The sequence below is a fragment of the Nostocoides jenkinsii Ben 74 genome, from assembly GCF_001046875.1.
GTDB lineage: Bacteria > Actinomycetota > Actinomycetes > Actinomycetales > Dermatophilaceae > Nostocoides_A > Nostocoides_A jenkinsii.
Genome location: NZ_HF571038.1, coordinates 2470861 through 2488402, shown reverse-complemented (window position 1 = coordinate 2488402; position 17542 = coordinate 2470861). Strand labels below are relative to the sequence as shown.

The window sequence follows — 17542 nt, the reverse complement described above, 5'->3', positions numbered from 1 at the left end:
CGACGCGATCAGGCGGTGGCGGTGCTCCCGCCCGCGGCCTCGATCTTGTCCTTCGCGCTGGCGGAGAACGCGTCGGCGGTGACCTGCACCGCGACGGTGATCTCGCCGGTGCCCAGCACCTTGACGGGCTGACCGCCGCGGACGGCGCCCTTGGCGACCAGGTCCTCGACCGTCACGACGCCACCCGAGGGGTAGAGCGCCGAGATCTTGTCGAGATTGACGACCTGGAAGGTCGTGCGGAACGGGTTCTTGAAGCCCCGCAGCTTAGGCAGACGCATGTGGATGGCGGTGGAACCACCCTCGAAGTGCGCCGGCACCTGGTAGCGGGCCTTGGTGCCCTTGGTGCCACGACCGGCGGTCTTACCCTTGGAGCCTTCCCCACGACCAACGCGGGTCTTGGCAGTCTTGGCACCGGGGGCGGGACGCAGGTGGTGGACCTTCAGCGCGTGGGTGTTCGCGCCCTTTTCGGCCTGCTCAGCCATGCTCACTCAACCTCCTCGACGACCACCAAGTGGCGGACCGTCCGGACCATACCCCGGATCTCGGGGCGGTCCTCCTTGACGACGACATCGCCGATGCGCTTGAGGCCCAGCGTGCGCAGAGTCTCCCGCGCGCTGTGCTTCTCGCCGACGATGCCCTTCTTCTGGGTGACCTTCAACCGTGCCATCACGCACCAGCCCCAGCGGCCTGGGCGCGCAGCATGGCGGCCGGAGCAACCTCGTCCAACGGCAGGCCACGACGAGCCGCGACCGCCTCGGGACGCTCGAGACCCTTCAGGGCCGCGACCGTCGCGTGCACGATGTTGATGGAATTGTCGGAGCCGAGGCTCTTGGAGAGCACGTCGTGGACGCCCGCACACTCGAGAACGGCGCGCACGGGGCCACCGGCGATGACACCGGTACCAGGAGCGGCCGGACGCAGCATGACGACGCCGGCCGCGGCCTCACCCTGGATGGGGTGCGGGATGGTGCCCTGGATCCGGGGAACCTTGAAGAACGCCTTCTTGGCTTCCTCGACACCCTTGGCGATGGCGGCGGGGACCTCGCGGGCCTTGCCATAGCCGACGCCCACGGTGCCGTCACCGTCACCGACGACGACCAGAGCGGTGAAGCTGAAGCGACGACCACCCTTGACGACCTTGGCAACGCGGTTGATGGTCACCACGCGCTCGAGGTACTGGCTCTTCTCGGGAGCATCGCCACGACGGTTGTCGCGGCGGTCTCCGTCGCGGCCGCGACGCTCTCCGCGCTCGTTGGTCCGGTCGCCGCCGCGGTCGGCGGCGCCGGTGCCTCGACGCTGGGGTCCGGGCATCAGATGTTCCTCATCTCGATGGTTGCGTTGTTCACAGGGAAAGGCCTCCCGCGCGGGCACCGTCGGCGACGGCAGCGACCCGACCGTGGTACTTGTTGCCACCGCGGTCGAACACGACGGCGTCGACGCCGGCGTCCTTGGCGCGGGTGGCGATCAGCTCGCCGACCTTCTTGGCCTTGGCGCTCTTGTCACCGTCGGCGCTGCGCAGGTCGACCTCCATGGTGGAGGCGCTGACCAGCGTCTTGCCCACGGTGTCGTCGACGATCTGGGCGACGATGTGGCGGGCGCTGCGGGTGACGACGAGACGGGGACGCTCGGTTGTGCCGCTGACGTGCTTGCGGATGCGCTCGTGACGACGAATGCGGGCAGCAGACTTGCTCTTGCCGCGCTTGATGATCATTCCCATGACTACTTCTTCCCGGTCTTGCCGGCCTTGCGGCGAATCTGCTCGCCGGCGTAACGGACACCCTTGCCCTTGTAGGGGTCGGGCTTGCGCAGCTTGCGGATGTTGGCGGCGACCTCGCCGACCAACTGCTTGTCGATGCCCTGGACCGAGAACTTGGTCTGGCTCTCGACCGCGAAGGTGATGCCAGCCGGCGGCTCAACGGTGATCGGGTGGCTGTAGCCGAGGGCGAACTCGAGGTTGCTGCCGCGTGCCATGACGCGGTAACCGGTCCCGACGATCTCCAACTTCTTCTCATAGCCATCGGTGACACCGAGGACCATGTTGTTGAGGAGGGTGCGGGTCAGGCCGTGCAGCGAGCGTGACAGACGCTCGTCGTCAGGACGGGTGACCTCCAGGCCACTCTCGCCCTGGGCGACGGCGATGGGCTCGGCGACGACGTGCTGAAGCTCGCCCTTGGGGCCGGTGACCTTGACGGTCTGGCCGTCGATCGCGACCGAGACACCCGAGGGAACGGTGACCGGCATACGTCCGATTCGAGACATGTCGGTACTCCCTTACCAGATGTAGGCGAGGACTTCCCCACCCACACCCTTGTTAGCCGCCTGCTTGTCGGTCAGCAGGCCGGACGACGTGGAAATGATCGCGATGCCGAGGCCGCCGAGCACCTTCGGAAGGTTGGTGCTCTTGGCGTAGACGCGCAGACCGGGCTTGCTCACCCGGCGCAGGCCGGCGATGGAGCGCTCCCGGTTGGGGCCGTACTTCAGCTGGATCGTCAAGGTCTTGCCGACCTCGGCGTCCTCGACCGCCCAGGAGGCGATGTAGCCCTCGGCCTGGAGGATCTCGGCGATGTGCGACTTGAGGTTCGAGAACGGCATGGAGACGTCGTCCTTGTGCGCCGAGTTGGCGTTCCGGACGCGGGTCAACATGTCCGCAATCGGGTCAGTCATGGTCATGGGCTTAGTCGGCCCCTTCTCACCGCGGTTTCCTTACGGACCTTCGATGTTGGTGGTGGTGTGGTGCTGTGAAATTCTTGGTGACACCGTGAGCCTTCCGCGTTAGCGACAGACCCACGGCGAGCACTGAAATCCGCGGAGCGGACCGGGCAACCGTCGAGCGTAGCGAGCTTGGTTGCCCGGAACGAAAGAGACGGTCTTCGCGGAGCGAAGGCGGTGCCTTTCGGTCTCTACCAAGAGGACTTGGTCACGCCGGGGAGCTCGCCGCGGTGCGCCATCTCCCGCAGGCAGATCCGGCACAGGCCGAACTTGCGGTAAACCGAGTGGGGGCGGCCGCAGCGCTGGCAGCGGGTGTAGCCGCGAACCTTGAACTTCGGCTTCTTCTCGGCCTTGTTCTTCAGAGCGGTCTTCGCCATGGCGTCAGTTCTCCTTGAAGGGGAAGCCGAGCGCCTTGAGCAGCGCGCGTCCCTCGTCGTCGTTGGTGGCGGTCGTGACCACGGTGATGTCCATGCCGCGAACGCGGTCGATGCGGTCCTGGTCGATCTCGTGGAACATCGACTGCTCGGTCAGACCGAACGTGTAGTTGCCACGACCGTCGAACTGCTTCGGCGAGAGGCCGCGGAAGTCACGGATACGCGGCAGCGCAATGCTGACGAGACGGTCGAGGAACTCCCACATGCGATCGCCGCGCAGCGTGACGTGGGCGCCGATCGGCATACCCTCACGCAGTTTGAACTGGGCGATGGACTTGCGAGCCTTGGTGACCTGCGGCTTCTGGCCGGTGATGGCGGCCAGGTCGCGGATGGCACCCTCGATCAGCTTGCTGTCCTTGGCGGCGTCGCCGACACCCATGTTGACGACGACCTTGACGACGCCCGGTACCTGCATGGCGTTGCCATAGGAGAACTGCTCGGAGAGCGTGCTGCGGATCTCGTCCGCGTAGCGCGTCTTGAGGCGCGGCTTGGTTGCGGTTTCGGTCATCAGATGTCCTTGCCGGAGCGCACGGAAACCCGCACGCGGGTGGTCTTGGTGCGGCCGTCGCGCTCGACCTGCTCGACGCGGGTCTTGACGCGGGTGGGCTTCTTGTCACTGGGGTCGACGATCGCGACGTTGCTCACGTGGATCGGGGCCTCCTGCACCACGAGGCCACCGGTGCCCTGGGGGCCCGGCTTGACGTGGCGGGTGATCCGGTTGACGCCCTCGACCGTGACGCGCTGCGTCTCGGTGTCGACGGCGATGACCTTGCCCTGCTTGGCCTTGTCCTTGCCGGTGAGCACCTGGACGGTGTCACCCTTCTTGATCTTCATCTTGGCCATGGCCTCAGAGCACCTCCGGTGCCAACGAGATGATCTTCATGAAGCGCTTCTCGCGCAGCTCGCGCCCAACCGGGCCGAAGATGCGGGTTCCACGCGGGTCGCCGTCGTTCTTGAGGATGACGGCGGCGTTCTCATCGAAGCGGATGTAGCTGCCGTCGGCGCGACGGCGCTCCTTGGTCGTCCGGACGATGACAGCCTTGACGACATCACCCTTCTTGACGTTGCCGCCGGGGATGGCGTCCTTGACGGCCGCCACGATGATGTCGCCGATGCCGGCGTAGCGGCGGCCCGAGCCACCGAGAACGCGGATGCAGAGGATCTCCTTGGCACCCGTGTTGTCGGCAACCTTGAGGCGCGATTCCTGCTGAATCACCACACACCTCCGGTGACGGTCGGCTCCGCCGACCCAACTGCGCGGACGGGCTGCGCCCGGCGACTGCTGTTTCGCCCAATCAGGCTCGCTGCGCTCGCGAGTGCGCGAGCTCCTCGCTTCGCTCGGTGCATCACTTGGCCTTCTCCAAAATCTCCACGACGCGCCAGCGCTTGGAGGCGCTCAGCGGACGGGTCTCCATGATCAGGACGCGGTCACCGACGCCGGCGGCGTTCTGCTCGTCGTGCGCCTTGACCTTGTGGCTCTTGCGCATGACCTTGCCGTACAGGGCGTGCTTGACGCGGTCCTCGACCTCGACGACAACGGTCTTGTCCATCTTGTCGCTGACCACATAGCCCTGGCGGGTCTTGCGGTAGTTGCGCTCCACGCTCGACTTCTCTTCCATAGTGTTCTCGCTCATGCCGCTCACGCCCCGGTCCCGCCGATGCCGAGCTCGCGCTCACGCATTTCGGTGTAGATGCGGGCGATGTCCTTGCGGACCGCGCGGAGGCGGCCGTGGCTTTCCAGCTGGCCGGTGGCGGACTGGAAGCGGAGGTTGAACAGCTCCGCCTTGGCCTTGCGCAGTTCCTCGACGAGACGGTCCTCGTCGAGGCCACGCAGTTCAGCGGACGTCAGGTCCTTCGAACCGATAGCCATCAGATGTCACCACCTTCACGCCGGACGAAGCGGGCCTTCATCGGCAACTTGTGCATCGCCAGGCGCATGGCCTCGCGAGCGGTCTCCTCGGGAACACCGGACAGCTCGAACAGGATGCGACCGGGCTTGACATTGGCGATCCACCACTCCGGCGAACCCTTACCGGAACCCATGCGGGTTTCGGCCGGCTTCTTGGTGAGCGGACGGTCGGGGTAGACGTTGATCCAGACCTTGCCGCCACGCTTGATGTAGCGGGTCATGGCGATACGAGCGGACTCGATCTGCCGGTTGGTGACATAGGCGGGCTCAAGAGCCTGGATGCCGTAGTCACCGAAGGCCAGGACGTTGCCGCCCTTGGACATCCCCGAACGACCGGGGTGGTGCTGCTTGCGGTGCTTGACGCGACGCGGGATCAGCATCGAATCCTCACACTCCCTCGGAGACGGCCTCGGCGGCGGGGGCGCTCGCGTCGGTGGTGTCGGTGGCGACGGAGTCACGACGGGCACGCGCGGGGCGCTCGTCCCGGTCGCGACGCGGACCGCGAGCCTGGCGCGGCGCGTTGACCTGCTGCGCGGCGAACTCCTTCTCGGTCATGTCGCCCTTGTAGATCCACACCTTCACGCCGATCCGGCCGAAGGTGGTCTTGGCCTCGAAGAAGCCGTAGTCGATGTTCGCGCGCAGGGTGTGCAGCGGCACACGGCCTTCGCGGTAGAACTCGGAGCGGGACATCTCGGCGCCGCCGAGACGACCGGAGCACTGAATCCGGATCCCCTTTGCGCCGGCGCGCTGGGCGGACTGCATACCCTTGCGCATCGCCCGACGGAAGGTGACACGGGCGCTGAGCTGCTCGGCGATGCCCTGGGCGACCAACTGAGCGTCAATCTCGGGGTTCTTGACCTCGAGGATGTTCAACTGGACCTGCTTGCCCGTGAGCTTCTCGAGCTCACCGCGGATGCGGTCGGCCTCGGCGCCGCGGCGACCGATGACGATGCCCGGACGCGCCGTGTGCAGGTCGACGCGGACCCGGTCGCGGGTGCGCTCGATCTCCACGCGGGAAATGCCGGCGCGTTCCATACCCTTGGCCATGAGGCGCCGGATGGCGACGTCCTCCTTGACGTAGTCGCGGTAACGCTGCCCCTCCTTGGTGGAGTCGGCGAACCAGCGGCTCTTGTGATCGGTGGTGATGCCCAGGCGGAAGCCGTGCGGGTTGACCTTCTGACCCATCAGCGGGTACCTGCCTTTCCGGAGTCCTTCGGCGCGACGTGCACGGTGATGTGGCTCGTCCGCTTGTTGATGCGGCCGGCGCGGCCCTGAGCGCGCGGACGGAACCGCTTCATCGTCGGGCCCTCGTCCACGAAGGCTGCCGTGATGACCAAGTCACGCTCGTCAAAGGCCTCCGACGCAGCGTCGGCCTTGACCTTGGCGTTGGCGATGGCACTCTGCAGCACCTTCAGCACCGGCTCGCTCGCGCTCTGCGGGGCGAAGCGGAGGACGGCGACAGCGTCCGCGGCCTTCTTGCCGCGAATGAGGTCGACGACCCGGCGTGCCTTCTGAGGCGTGACCCGCACGTGGCGGGCACTCGCCGTGGCTTCCATGACGCTCTCCTGCGTGCTCATCGACGACGGCCCTTCTTGTCGTCCTTGATGTGACCCTTGAAGGTCCGGGTCGGCGCGAACTCACCGAGCTTGTGACCGACCATCGACTCGGTCACGAAGACCGGGATGTGGCTCTTGCCGTTGTGAACGGCAAAGGTGTGGCCCAGGAAGTCCGGCGCGATGACCGAGCGACGCGACCAGGTCTTGATGATCTGCTTGGAACCCGAAGCGTTCTGCGCGTCCACCTTCTTCTGCAGGTGGCCGTCGATGAAAGGGCCCTTTTTCAAACTGCGTGGCATCTCGAAAGGCTCCTATCAGCGCTTCTTGCCGGAACGGCGACGGCGGACGATCATCTTGTCGCTCGCCTTGCCAGGACGACGGGTGCGGCCCTCGGGCTGACCCCACGGGCTGACCGGGTTCCGGCCACCAGAGGTCTTGCCCTCGCCACCACCGTGCGGGTGGTCGACCGGGTTCATCGCGACACCGCGAACGGTGGGGCGCTTGCCCTTCCACCGCATGCGGCCGGCCTTGCCCCAGTTGATATTGGACTGCTCGGCGTTGCCGACCTCACCGACAGTGGCGCGGCAGCGCAGATCCACGTTGCGAATCTCACCGGACGGCATACGCAACTGGGCGTAGGGGCCGTCCTTGGCGACGAGCTGCACTCGGACGCCGGCGGAGCGAGCGATCTTGGCGCCACCGCCCGGCTTGATCTCCACGGCGTGGATGACCGTACCGGTGGGGATGTTGCGCAGCGGGAGGCTGTTGCCCGGCTTGATGTCGGCCGCGGGGCCGTTCTCAATCTGGTCGCCCTGGCGCAGCTTGTTCGGCGCGAGGATGTAGCGCTTCTCGCCGTCCGCGTAGTGCAGCAGCGCGATGCGCGCGGTGCGGTTCGGGTCGTACTCGATGTGCGCGACCTTCGCGGGCACGCCGTCCTTGTCGTGGCGACGGAAGTCGATGACGCGGTAGGCACGCTTGTGGCCACCACCGATGTGACGGGTGGTGATGCGACCGGAGGCGTTGCGGCCACCGGACTTCGAGAGCGGCTTGACGAGCGACTTCTCGGGCGTGGTGCGCGTGATCTCGACGAAGTCGGCCACGCTGCTGCCACGACGCCCCGGCGTCGTCGGCTTGAACTTACGGATTCCCATGTCTACCTAGCTCCTCAGGCGCCAGCACCGAAGATGTCGATCGCGCCCTCGCGGAGGGTGACGATCGCACGCTTGGTGTCCTTGCGCTTGCCCGTGCCGAAGCGCGTGCGGCGGGACTTGCCCTGGCGGTTCATCGTGTGGACCGAGTCGACCTTGACATCGAAGATGCGCTCGACAGCGATCTTGATCTCGGTCTTGTTGGCCCGCGGGTCGACGATGAAGGTGTACTTGCCCTCTTCGAGGAGGGTGTAGGACTTCTCCGAGACGACCGGCGCGATCAGGATGTCGCGGGGGTCCTTCTGGACGTTGCTCACTTGGACTCCTCCTTCGCGGGCGCTCCGACGAAGGTGTCGAAGGCGGCCTGCGTGAAGACCACGTCGTCAGCGCACAACACGTCGTAGGTGTTGAGCTGGTCGACGGCCAGGACGTGGACGTTGTCGAGGTTGCGGACCGACTTCAGCGAGACGATGTCGCTGCGGTCGAGAACGACCAGCAGGTTCTTGCGCTCGGTGAGACCGGCCAGCAGCGCCACCGCATCCTTGGTCGACGGGGTGGACCCGGTGACCAGAGACTCGACGACGTGGATGCGGCCGTGACGCGCCCGGTCGGAGAGGGCACCGCGCAGGGCGGCGGCCTTCATCTTCTTGGGGGTGCGCTGGCTGTAGTCGCGCGGCTGTGGGCCGTGAACCGTGCCACCGCCGGCGAACTGCGGTGCACGCGTCGAACCCTGACGGGCGCGGCCGGTGCCCTTCTGCTTGTAGGGCTTGCGACCACCACCGCGGACCTCGCCGCGGGTCTTGGTGGCGTGCGTTCCCTGGCGCGCAGCAGCAAGCTGCGCGACGACGACCTGGTGGATCAGCGGGACGTTGGTCTGAACGTCGAAGATCTCAGCCGGCAGGTCGACGGCAACGGTTTTGGCGGTCATGCTCAGGCTCCCTTCGCGGCGGTGCGAACGAAGACCAGGCCGCCGCGGGGACCGGGGACGGCGCCCTTGATCAGCAGCAGGCCGCGCTCGACGTCGACGGCGTGGATGGTGAGGTTCTGCGTGGTCTGGCGCTCGCCGCCCATACGACCCGCCATGCGCATGCCCTTGAAAACGCGACCGGGGGTGGAGCACCCGCCGATGGAACCGGGCTTGCGGTGATTGCGGTGGGAACCGTGCGAGGCCGAGACACCCTTGAAGCCGTGACGCTTCATGACACCGGCAAAGCCCTTGCCCTTGGTGGTGCCCGAGACGTCGACCTTCTGGCCGGCCTCGAAGGTGTCGGCGCCGATCTCCTGGCCGAGCGCGTAGTCCGCGGCGTCGGAGGTGCGTAGCTCGACGAGGTGACGGCGCGGGGTGACCCCGGCCTTCTCGAAGTGGCCGCCCATGGGCTTGTTGACCTTGCGGGGGTCGATGGCGCCGAAGGCGAGCTGGACCGCGGCGTAGCCATCCGTCGCGGCGTCGCGAACCTGCGTCACTACATTGGGACCGGCCTGGACGACGGTCACCGGAACGAGGCGGCTGTCAGCATCCCAAACCTGGGTCATGCCGAGCTTCTCGCCGAGCACGCCCTTGACGGCGCGCGCATTTGCGTGAGTCATCGCGGTGTCCTTCAGAGCTTGATCTCGATGTTGACGTCCGCCGGCAGGTCGAGACGCATCAGCGAGTCGACAGCCTTGGGCGTCGGGTCGATGATGTCGATGAGGCGCTTGTGAGTGCGCATCTCGAAGTGCTCGCGGGAGTCCTTGTACTTGTGGGGGCTCCGGATGACCACGAAGACGTTCTTCTCCGTGGGCAGGGGAACCGGGCCGACAACGGTCGCACCCGCGCGGGTCACCGTGTCGACGATCTTTCGCGCCGAGCTGTCGATGACCTCGTGGTCATACGACTTCAGCCGAATGCGGATCTTCTGTCCCGCCATCGTGTGGTCGTCTCTCTCTCGCCGTCCAACTGACAAAATCCTGTGGCCTGCTCCGGCCTCCGACCCCCGAGGTCGGGCGTGTCGCCCTAGCTCCGCTACCCGACGGCCGCGCTCAGCGCGATCGTTCGGATGATCGGTGGTCCGGCCTGAGCCGGCGGCTTGCACTCGACGGTGTGTCGCCCCTGCCTTGCGGCGGGTTCGATTCGTTCGCACCGTCGGGCGGCCGCAGACCCGTAGAGGGCGCAGCCGCGTCAAGCAACCTAACTATCTTGCCACGTCCTGGTCGGCGATCCAAATCGGGCCGGTACGGACCCTGCGCCGGAGCCAGGGCGTGGGGAAGCCGAGGTGGGAGGAGCCGAGGCACGCGGCATACGGCAACTCAGCACACGTTAGTGAACTGTGGACAGGTTGCAACCTGTCCACAGTTGACTAACTGCTGCTAGCAGAAGTTCCAACCTCCGCAGATCCGCCCGCATGACGGCGTGACTGGGCTCGTCGAGCGGAACAGGAAGGCGCGGCACCCGCAATGCGGGTACCGCGCCTTTCTGGGGGTACACGGGGGCGAGCCCCCATGGACTACTTGGTGATCTTGGTGACGCGACCCGCGCCGACCGTCCGGCCACCCTCACGGATGGCGAACTTGAGGCCTTCCTCCATGGCGATCGGCTGGATCAGCTCGACCGACATCTCGGTGTTGTCGCCGGGCATGACCATCTCGGTGCCCTCGGGGAGGTGCACGACACCCGTCACGTCCGTGGTGCGGAAGTAGAACTGCGGACGGTAGTTGTCGTAGAACGGCGTGTGACGGCCGCCCTCGTCCTTGGACAGGATGTAGACGTTGGCGTCGAAGCCCGTGTGCGGGGTGATCGAGCCGGGCTTGACGACAACCTGGCCGCGCTCGACGTCCTCACGCTTGACACCACGAAGGAGCAGACCGACGTTCTCGCCGGCGCGGCCCTCGTCGAGCAGCTTGCGGAACATCTCGACACCGGTGACGGTGGTCTTCTTGGCCGGACCCTCGTGGATGCCGACGATCTCGACCTCCTCGTTGACCTTGAGGATGCCGCGCTCGATACGGCCGGTGACGACAGTGCCACGACCGGTGATCGTGAAGACGTCCTCAACGGGCATCAGGAACGGCTTGTCGATGTCACGCTCGGGCTCGGGGATGTAGTTGTCCACCGCGTCCATGAGCTCGAGAACGGACTCGCCCCACTTCGCGTCGCCCTCAAGCGCCTTCAGCGCCGAGACGCGAACGACGGGCAGGTCGTCGCCGGGGAACTCGTAGGTCGACAGGAGCTCACGGACCTCCATCTCGACGAGCTCGAGGATCTCCTCGTCGTCGACCATGTCGGTCTTGTTGAGCGCCACGACGATGAAGGGGACGCCGACCTGGCGGGCCAGGAGGACGTGCTCCTTCGTCTGCGGCATGGGGCCGTCGGTGGCGGCGACCACAAGGATCGCGCCGTCCATCTGGGCCGCACCGGTGATCATGTTCTTGACGTAGTCGGCGTGCCCGGGGCAGTCGACGTGGGCGTAGTGACGGCCCTCGGTCTGGTACTCGATGTGCGCGATCGAGATGGTGATACCGCGCTGCTTCTCTTCCGGCGCCTTGTCAATGTCGTCGAACGCGAACTTGGGGTTGACGTCCGGGTACTTGTCGTGCAGGACCTTCGAGATCGCAGCCGTCAGCGTCGTCTTGCCATGGTCGATGTGACCGATGGTGCCGATGTTGACGTGCGGCTTGGTCCGCTCGAACTTTGCCTTCGCCACTTGCTTGTCCTCCTCAGGACTTCTCTGGGATACCGCTTGCGACCAGGAAGGACGGGCGGTGCTTAGGGGTATGACTAGAGGGTCAGCCGGTAAGTCTACCGGTCACTCGCCCCTGGTCTTCTTGATGATTTCTTCCGCGACGCTCTTGGGCACCTCGGCGTAGGAATCGAACTCCATCGAGTAGTTGGCCCGACCCTGGGTCTTGGACCGCAGGTCGCCCACATAGCCGAACATCTCCGACAACGGGACGAGACCGCGAACGACCTTCGCACCGCTGATGTCCTCCATGGCCTGAATCTGGCCACGGCGGGAGTTGATGTCGCCGATAACGTCGCCCATGTACTCCTCGGGCGTGCGGACCTCAACGGCCATCATCGGCTCAAGAAGGACCGGGTCACACTTCTTGACGGCCTCCTTGAAGGCCATCGACCCGGCGATCTTGAACGCCATTTCCGAGGAGTCGACGTCGTGGTAGCCACCGTCGAGCAGGGTCGCCTTGACCCCGACGAGGGGGTAACCGGCCAGGGTGCCGTACTGCATGGCGTCCTGGATGCCGGCGTCCACCGACGGGATGTACTCGCGGGGAACGCGGCCACCGGTGACCTTGTTCTCGAACTCGTACATCTCGCCCTCGGAGGTGTCCAGCGGAGCCAGCGCGATCTGCACCTTTGCGAACTGACCGGAACCACCGGTCTGCTTCTTGTGGGTGTAGTCGTACTTCTCCACGGCGCGACGAATCGTCTCGCGGTAGGCCACCTGCGGCTTGCCGACGTTGGCCTCGACTTTGAACTCGCGACGCATGCGGTCGACGAGGATGTCGAGGTGGAGCTCGCCCATACCGGCGATGATCGTCTGACCAGTCTCCTCGTCGAGGTTGACCTTGAAGGTCGGGTCCTCTTCGGCGAGCTTCTGGATCGCGACGCCGAGCTTCTCCTGGTCGCCCTTCGTCTTGGGCTCGATGGCGACCTGGATGACCGGCTCGGGGAAGGTCATCGACTCCAGCACGACCGGCTTCTCGATATCGGAAAGCGTGTCACCGGTGGTGGTCGTCTTTAGGCCGATCGCGGCGTAGATGTGCCCGGCCAGCGCCTCGTCAACAGGGTTCTCCTTGTTGGCGTGCATCTGGAAGAGCTTGCCGACGCGCTCCTTCTTGACCTTGGTCGAGTTGAGCACCTGGGTGCCCGCCGCGATCCGGCCCGAGTAGACACGAATGAAGGTCAAGGTCCCGAAGAACGGGTGCGCAGCAACCTTGAACGCCAACGCCGAGAACGGCTCGTCGATCGAGGGGTTGCGGACGATGACCTCGTCCTCGTTACCGACGGCGTGGCCGTTCATGGCCGGGACGTCGAGCGGGCTCGGCAGGAAGTCGATGACCGCATCGAGCATGGGCTGCACGCCGCGATTCTTGAACGCCGAGCCACACAGGATCGGGTAGAGCGTCGAGGAGACGGTCAGCGCGCGGATGCCGGCCTTGAGCTCGGCGACCGTGAGGTCACCCTCCTCGAGGTACTTCTCCATCAGCTCGTCGCTGGACTCGGCAACCCGCTCGACCAGGGCCATGCGGTACTCGTCCGCCTGGTCCTTCAGCTCGGCGGGGATCTCCTGGACCTCGTACTTCGCGCCCATGGTGACATCGCCCTTGGCATCGCCCGGCCACACCAGGGCGCGCATCTCGATCAGATCGACGACGCCGACGAAGTCGTTCTCGGAACCGATGGGCAGCTGGATGACCAGCGGCTCGGCGCCGAGGCGGTCCTTGATGGTCTGGACCGTGAAGTAGAAGTCCGCGCCGAGCTTGTCCATCTTGTTGACGAAGGCGATGCGGGGGACGTCGTACTTGTCCGCCTGACGCCATACGGTCTCGGACTGGGGCTCCACGCCCTCCTTGCCGTCGAACACGGCAACGGCGCCGTCGAGGACACGCAGCGAGCGCTCCACCTCGACGGTGAAGTCGACGTGGCCGGGGGTGTCAATGATGTTGACCTGGTTGCCATTCCAGAAGGAGGTCACCGCGGCGGAGGTGATGGTGATGCCGCGTTCCTTCTCCTGCTCCATCCAGTCGGTGGTGGAGGCGCCGTCGTGGGTCTCACCGATCTTGTGGTTGCGACCGGTGTAGAAGAGGATGCGCTCGGTCGTCGTGGTCTTGCCAGCGTCGATGTGCGCCATGATGCCGATATTCCGGACCTTGGTCAGGTCGGTCAGGACGTCCTGTGCCACTTTGGGTTATCTCATCTCGTTCGTTGCGAACTGCGTTACGTGTCGTGGTCCGGCGCGGCTGCGCCGGGGGCCGTATGCCGCGCGCTCGGGTGAGCGCGCGGCATACGACCTGCTGGGGTCACCAGCGGTAGTGCGCGAAGGCCTTGTTGGACTCGGCCATCTTGTGGGTGTCCTCGCGACGCTTCACGGCGGCACCGAGGCCGTTGGAGGCGTCGAGGATCTCGTTCATGAGGCGCTCGGTCATGGTCTTCTCGCGGCGCTGCCGGGAGTAGCCGACGAGCCAGCGCAGCGACAGGGTCGTGGCGCGGCCCGGCTTGACCTCGACGGGGACCTGGTAGGTCGCGCCACCGACGCGGCGGGACTTGACCTCCAGGGTCGGGCGGACATTGTCCAGCGCGCGCTTCAGGGTGGGCACCGGGTCGGTGCCGGTCTTGGTGCGGACTCCTTCGAGGGCGCCGTAGACGATGTTTTCGGCGATCGACTTCTTGCCATCGAGCAGAATCTTGTTGACCAACTGGGTCACCAGGACGCTGTTGTAGACCGGGTCGACGACGAGCGGGCGCTTGGGGGCGGGACCCTTGCGAGGCATTACTTCTTCCCCTTCTTGGCGCCGTAGCGGCTGCGGGCCTGCTGGCGGTTCTTGACACCCTGGGTGTCGAGCGCGCCGCGAATGATCTTGTAGCGAACGCCGGGGAGGTCCTTCACACGACCGCCACGCACGAGCACCATCGAGTGCTCCTGCAGGTTGTGGCCGACGCCGGGGATGTAGGCGGTGACCTCGATGCCGCTGGTCAGGCGCACACGGGCGACCTTGCGCAGCGCCGAGTTCGGCTTCTTGGGGGTGGTGGTGTACACACGCGTGCACACGCCGCGGCGCTGGGGAGAGCCCTTGAGGGCAGGAGTCTTGACCTTGGTGGCCTTGTCCTGCCGGCCCTTGCGCACCAGCTGGTTGATGGTAGGCAAACTGCGTCCTTCGAAATCGTCGTTGCCTTCGCGTCCTCGCGAAGACTCCTAGCTATGCTCGACCTGCGACCCCCGTGGTCGGGTGTGTCGCCGATGAGCGCTCTCCCCTGCACTCCCCAGGCCCGAGGCCAGCACCCGCGTTGAGGCGGGAGCCGACACGGACGTGGATTGCCCGGCGAGAGGTCTGGGCCGAACTCAGTCACCCAGGACTGCGGCCGATGTGACCGGGGGTCGACGCGGAGGCGTCGAAAGACCAGACACGGCTTTTCAGTCTACTTTGCCCGTGGGCAGGGGCCAAATCGCGGGCGGTCGCCCCTCGGACGCTCCGCCTGGACACCGCTCGTGGGCCCCGAGTTGGTGGGCCCCGAGTTGGAACTTCTGCTAGCAGCAGTTAGTCAACTGTGGACACCTTGCAACCTGTCCGCAGTTCACTAACCTGTGCTGAGTTGAGCCGAGCGGTGCTGAGTTGAGCCGGCGGTGCGGAGTTGGCCGAGCGGTGCCGAGTCAGGCCGAGCGCGGTCGGATGAGCAGGGCCTGGGCGGAGATGCCGAGGAGGCCGGACGCGTCATACAACGTCGAGCGAGCCACGCCCGAGCCGGCCCCGGAGATGAGCGTCTCCGCCTCGACCGCCACCCACTCACCCACCACCGGCCGGGTGAGGTGGACGGTGAGTTCGAGATTGCGGAAGTCCCACTCCCGGATGTCGAGCACAGCGCTGATCCCTGACGCCGAGTCGACGCACGCCAGCACCCGCTGCAGCGGCGTCAACTCCTCCCCCGCCACCAGCGGCACCCGCGGCCGCATCCACGCCGTCCCCGGGCCGGGCTCCGCGATATGACCGGCCACCCAGCGCCAGTCGATGGCATCGGCATACCCAGGAACCCACCCCGGCGGCAGGTCGAGCGCCCGACCGGTTTCCGGGCCGGGCGGCACCGGGCGCGCGCCCGCGACGGGCCCATGCGCCAATTCCGGCACGCACCAGGCGGAGGCCTGGGCAACGACCCGGCCGGTCGCCTCGTCGACCAACTCGGCCCGGAACTGACTCACCACCCGTCCCGACCGGGCGACAGCGGCGCTCACCCGCAGGTCCCCGACCGGCACCGCGCCGAGGAGATCCATCGCGAAGCGGCTCACGGTCATCCCGTCTGGGAGGAGTCCCTCGATGGCGCGCCCCATCAGCGCGGCCGGCGGTGACGCGTGCTGGGCCTGGTCCGTCCACGGCCCGGCCGTATGCCGCGTGGCCCGAAACCGCTCTCCCGCACCATCATCCGACGGCAGGGCAAGGAAGAAGGCGTCCTCAGTGGCCATCCTCGCCCTCCCCGGCCGGGCCGTTGAGTCGGTCGAAGGCCGCGGCATACCGGAAGGAGCCGCCGTCCGTGGCCGGGTCGAAATCCGCGAGCGGCTTGACCTGGAAGTAGGCGTCCGGCCACGGAGCCGGACTCACTACCCCGACCGTGGTGGCGGGCACGAAGCCGAACCGCCCATAGAACCCGGGGTCGCCGAGAAGTACGATCTCGCGCTCCCCCGACTCCTGCGCGGCCCCGATCACGGCCTCCATCAGGCGCGTCCCGATCCCCTTGCCTTGGTATGCCGCGCACACCCCGATCGGGCCCAACCCCACCGAGTCCCGCTCGTCGATCGTCCCGCGACTGCAGACAACGCTGCCGACGATCTGGCCGTCGCGCTCGGCCACGAGGGTCAGCGGCCACAGGACGTCGCCGTCCTCGCGCAGCCAATCCACCAGCACCGACTCGACACTTTGCACCTCGCCGTCCGGCACCGGGAAGGCATCAATGTGGACGGCCCGGGCCGCGGCGGCGTCCTCGGGCCGCTCCGGGCGAATCACGACGTCAGTCACAAGCCAGGATCGTATGCCGTGAAGCTCGCGCTCAGGGCGGCGTGGTCGGTCAGGCGGCTGGTACGCGGAGTCTGGTCGATAACGACTCCGGACCCGGTCACCCCGCCACCGGTGAGCAGGTAGTCGTAGCGACACCCAACCCCCGAATGATCCACCCATGTGGGGTCGCCGGCGAGGTCCGTGCCGTGGTGGGCCGCGGCATACACGTCGGTCAGGCCGAGATCCGTCGTGAGGGTGTCGTATGCCGCGCGCTCTTCACTCAGCACATATGGCAGCCGGTCGCGGTGTCCCGGGGCGACGATGTTGAGGTCGCCCGCGATGAGGGTGGGCGTCGGTGGCAGGTCCTGGAGCGTCGCGACGAAACCGTTCAGCCAGTCGCGTTTGCGTTGTCGCTGGGCCGCGTTCGCGTAGCGGACCGGATCACTGGCCGCACCGTATGCCGCGAGCAGCCTCACCCGGGGACCTGACGAGGGCGTGAGGCGGCATGCCATAAGCCGCTCGGGCAGGAGGGGCAGGGCCGGAATGTCGTCGGGGACTAGCGTGAATCCGTTGCGCGCCACGACCAGGACGCCCAATGCACCTCGCTCGGTGCTACCTCGTTCGATGAGCCCGCGATCGGCTACCCCGCGCAGGCTGGAGTGGACGTCGTGGCCAGCCGCGCGGCATACGGACTCGATCAGGGCGGAGCCCTCGCCGCGCCCCGTCTCGGTGAGGACGAGGATGTCATCCTCGCGGTGCCAGAGGTATTCGAGGAGCGCGGCGGCGCGATCCTTCGGCGGCCGGGAGATGTTGAGCGTCAGGACCGAGAAGGCGCTGTCGGTCACGTGGTGCGCTGCCAGGCCCGATAGGCGAACCAGGCGAACATGCCGACGAGCACCACCATCACCGCCGTCAGGCGCTTCGGGTCGGTCTTGTTGAGGTGGAACGCCCCCGCCGCGACCAGCGCGATGGCCACGAGCCGCGCGGGGCCGGCGACCCGGAAGAGCACGAAGAGCCCGGCGGCCGCCAGCACTCCACCCAGGAGCGCGCGCCGCAGCTCCGGGCTGACGTCATCGAGCATGACCCGAA

28 protein-coding genes and 1 pseudogene are annotated in these 17542 nt (G+C 66.7%); all 29 read right to left on the bottom strand.

Features of this window, described 5'->3' with window-relative positions:
• Nucleotides 1-8: 8 nt before the first annotated feature.
• The 29 genes and pseudogenes from rplO to BN13_RS11700 all read right to left on the bottom strand — a co-directional run bounded on the left by rplO (nt 9) and on the right by BN13_RS11700 (nt 17534).
• Entirely contained in the window at nt 9-482 is a 474-nt protein-coding gene (gene rplO / locus BN13_RS11840) for a 50S ribosomal protein L15 (RefSeq protein ID WP_048547093.1), read from the bottom strand.
• Nucleotides 483-484: 2 nt separating this feature from the next.
• Nucleotides 485-667, bottom strand: coding sequence for a 50S ribosomal protein L30 (rpmD, locus tag BN13_RS11835; RefSeq protein ID WP_048547091.1), 183 nt, complete (start codon nt 665-667; stop codon nt 485-487).
• Nucleotides 667-1311 (bottom strand): 30S ribosomal protein S5, encoded by a 645-nt coding sequence (rpsE, locus tag BN13_RS11830; protein ID WP_048547089.1) that lies wholly within the window; start codon nt 1309-1311, stop codon nt 667-669. The genes rpmD and rpsE overlap by 1 nt, the downstream gene beginning before the upstream one ends.
• A gap of 31 nt (nt 1312-1342) precedes the next feature.
• Nucleotides 1343-1717, bottom strand: a complete 375-nt coding sequence (gene rplR, locus BN13_RS11825) for a 50S ribosomal protein L18 (protein ID WP_048547086.1) — start codon at nt 1715-1717, stop codon at nt 1343-1345.
• A 2-nt stretch (nt 1718-1719) separates the two neighbouring features.
• On the bottom strand, nt 1720-2259 hold the full coding sequence (gene rplF / locus BN13_RS11820; protein WP_048547084.1) for a 50S ribosomal protein L6: 540 nt from the start codon (nt 2257-2259) through the stop codon (nt 1720-1722).
• Nucleotides 2260-2271: 12 nt separating this feature from the next.
• Nucleotides 2272-2670 (bottom strand): 30S ribosomal protein S8, encoded by a 399-nt coding sequence (rpsH, locus tag BN13_RS11815; RefSeq protein ID WP_048547083.1) that lies wholly within the window; start codon nt 2668-2670, stop codon nt 2272-2274.
• Nucleotides 2671-2900: 230 nt separating this feature from the next.
• The gene (locus tag BN13_RS11810) at nt 2901-3086 is read right to left on the bottom strand and encodes a type Z 30S ribosomal protein S14 (RefSeq protein ID WP_048547081.1); all 186 of its coding nucleotides are present in this window, start codon (nt 3084-3086) and stop codon (nt 2901-2903) included.
• Nucleotides 3087-3090: 4 nt separating this feature from the next.
• A complete protein-coding gene (gene rplE / locus BN13_RS11805; protein WP_048547079.1) occupies nt 3091-3651 on the bottom strand; it encodes a 50S ribosomal protein L5 in 561 nt (186 codons plus the stop codon).
• Nucleotides 3651-3986 (bottom strand): 50S ribosomal protein L24, encoded by a 336-nt coding sequence (rplX, locus tag BN13_RS11800; protein ID WP_048547078.1) that lies wholly within the window; start codon nt 3984-3986, stop codon nt 3651-3653. The genes rplE and rplX overlap by 1 nt, the downstream gene beginning before the upstream one ends.
• A 4-nt stretch (nt 3987-3990) precedes the next feature.
• Nucleotides 3991-4359: a 50S ribosomal protein L14 gene (gene rplN, locus BN13_RS11795; RefSeq protein ID WP_048547075.1), complete on the bottom strand. Its 369-nt coding sequence runs from the start codon at nt 4357-4359 to the stop codon at nt 3991-3993.
• A 130-nt stretch (nt 4360-4489) separates the two neighbouring features.
• A complete protein-coding gene (gene rpsQ / locus BN13_RS11790; protein ID WP_048549116.1) occupies nt 4490-4777 on the bottom strand; it encodes a 30S ribosomal protein S17 in 288 nt (95 codons plus the stop codon).
• A 23-nt stretch (nt 4778-4800) separates the two neighbouring features.
• Nucleotides 4801-5013 (bottom strand): annotated as a pseudogene (gene rpmC, locus BN13_RS11785) (50S ribosomal protein L29); the annotation flags it as partial.
• Complete coding sequence (gene rplP, locus BN13_RS11780; RefSeq protein WP_048547070.1) at nt 5013-5432, bottom strand: 50S ribosomal protein L16; 420 nt, start codon at nt 5430-5432, stop codon at nt 5013-5015. The gene rplP and the pseudogene rpmC, both read right to left, overlap by 1 nt.
• Before the next feature lie 7 nt (nt 5433-5439).
• On the bottom strand, nt 5440-6237 hold the full coding sequence (gene rpsC / locus BN13_RS11775; protein WP_048547068.1) for a 30S ribosomal protein S3: 798 nt from the start codon (nt 6235-6237) through the stop codon (nt 5440-5442).
• Nucleotides 6237-6608, bottom strand: coding sequence for a 50S ribosomal protein L22 (gene rplV, locus BN13_RS11770; protein ID WP_048549115.1), 372 nt, complete (start codon nt 6606-6608; stop codon nt 6237-6239). Before rplV ends, rpsC begins: the two co-directional genes overlap by 1 nt.
• Nucleotides 6609-6625: 17 nt before the next feature.
• Entirely contained in the window at nt 6626-6907 is a 282-nt protein-coding gene (gene rpsS / locus BN13_RS11765; protein ID WP_048547066.1) for a 30S ribosomal protein S19, read from the bottom strand.
• A 15-nt stretch (nt 6908-6922) separates the two neighbouring features.
• Nucleotides 6923-7759, bottom strand: a complete 837-nt coding sequence (gene rplB, locus BN13_RS11760) for a 50S ribosomal protein L2 (RefSeq protein ID WP_048547063.1) — start codon at nt 7757-7759, stop codon at nt 6923-6925.
• A gap of 14 nt (nt 7760-7773) precedes the next feature.
• Nucleotides 7774-8073, bottom strand: coding sequence for a 50S ribosomal protein L23 (gene rplW / locus BN13_RS11755; RefSeq protein WP_048547061.1), 300 nt, complete (start codon nt 8071-8073; stop codon nt 7774-7776).
• Entirely contained in the window at nt 8070-8684 is a 615-nt protein-coding gene (rplD, locus tag BN13_RS11750; RefSeq protein ID WP_048547059.1) for a 50S ribosomal protein L4, sunset domain variant, read from the bottom strand. Before rplD ends, rplW begins: the two co-directional genes overlap by 4 nt.
• A gap of 2 nt (nt 8685-8686) precedes the next feature.
• Nucleotides 8687-9343, bottom strand: a complete 657-nt coding sequence (gene rplC / locus BN13_RS11745; protein WP_048547057.1) for a 50S ribosomal protein L3 — start codon at nt 9341-9343, stop codon at nt 8687-8689.
• Between the two features lie 11 nt (nt 9344-9354).
• A complete protein-coding gene (gene rpsJ / locus BN13_RS11740) occupies nt 9355-9663 on the bottom strand; it encodes a 30S ribosomal protein S10 (protein WP_019146773.1) in 309 nt (102 codons plus the stop codon).
• Between the two features lie 576 nt (nt 9664-10239).
• Nucleotides 10240-11436 carry an elongation factor Tu gene (gene tuf / locus BN13_RS11735; protein WP_048547053.1) on the bottom strand — a complete coding sequence of 399 codons (1197 nt, stop codon included), beginning with the start codon at nt 11434-11436 and terminating at the stop codon, nt 10240-10242.
• A 102-nt stretch (nt 11437-11538) separates the two neighbouring features.
• The gene (fusA, locus tag BN13_RS11730; protein ID WP_048547051.1) at nt 11539-13653 is read right to left on the bottom strand and encodes an elongation factor G; all 2115 of its coding nucleotides are present in this window, start codon (nt 13651-13653) and stop codon (nt 11539-11541) included.
• 118 nt (nt 13654-13771) lie between these two features.
• Nucleotides 13772-14242, bottom strand: a complete 471-nt coding sequence (gene rpsG / locus BN13_RS11725; protein WP_048547048.1) for a 30S ribosomal protein S7 — start codon at nt 14240-14242, stop codon at nt 13772-13774.
• Nucleotides 14242-14616: a 30S ribosomal protein S12 gene (gene rpsL / locus BN13_RS11720; RefSeq protein ID WP_048547046.1), complete on the bottom strand. Its 375-nt coding sequence runs from the start codon at nt 14614-14616 to the stop codon at nt 14242-14244. Before rpsL ends, rpsG begins: the two co-directional genes overlap by 1 nt.
• Nucleotides 14617-15120: 504 nt before the next feature.
• Nucleotides 15121-15924: a thioesterase family protein gene (locus BN13_RS11715; RefSeq protein WP_048547044.1), complete on the bottom strand. Its 804-nt coding sequence runs from the start codon at nt 15922-15924 to the stop codon at nt 15121-15123.
• Nucleotides 15914-16474 carry a GNAT family N-acetyltransferase gene (locus BN13_RS11710; protein WP_048547042.1) on the bottom strand — a complete coding sequence of 187 codons (561 nt, stop codon included), beginning with the start codon at nt 16472-16474 and terminating at the stop codon, nt 15914-15916. The genes BN13_RS11715 and BN13_RS11710 overlap by 11 nt, the downstream gene beginning before the upstream one ends.
• A complete protein-coding gene (locus BN13_RS20345) occupies nt 16471-17298 on the bottom strand; it encodes an endonuclease/exonuclease/phosphatase family protein (protein WP_048547040.1) in 828 nt (275 codons plus the stop codon). Before BN13_RS20345 ends, BN13_RS11710 begins: the two co-directional genes overlap by 4 nt.
• A complete protein-coding gene (locus BN13_RS11700) occupies nt 17295-17534 on the bottom strand; it encodes a hypothetical protein (protein ID WP_048547038.1) in 240 nt (79 codons plus the stop codon). Before BN13_RS11700 ends, BN13_RS20345 begins: the two co-directional genes overlap by 4 nt.
• Between the last annotated feature and the right edge of the window lie 8 nt (nt 17535-17542).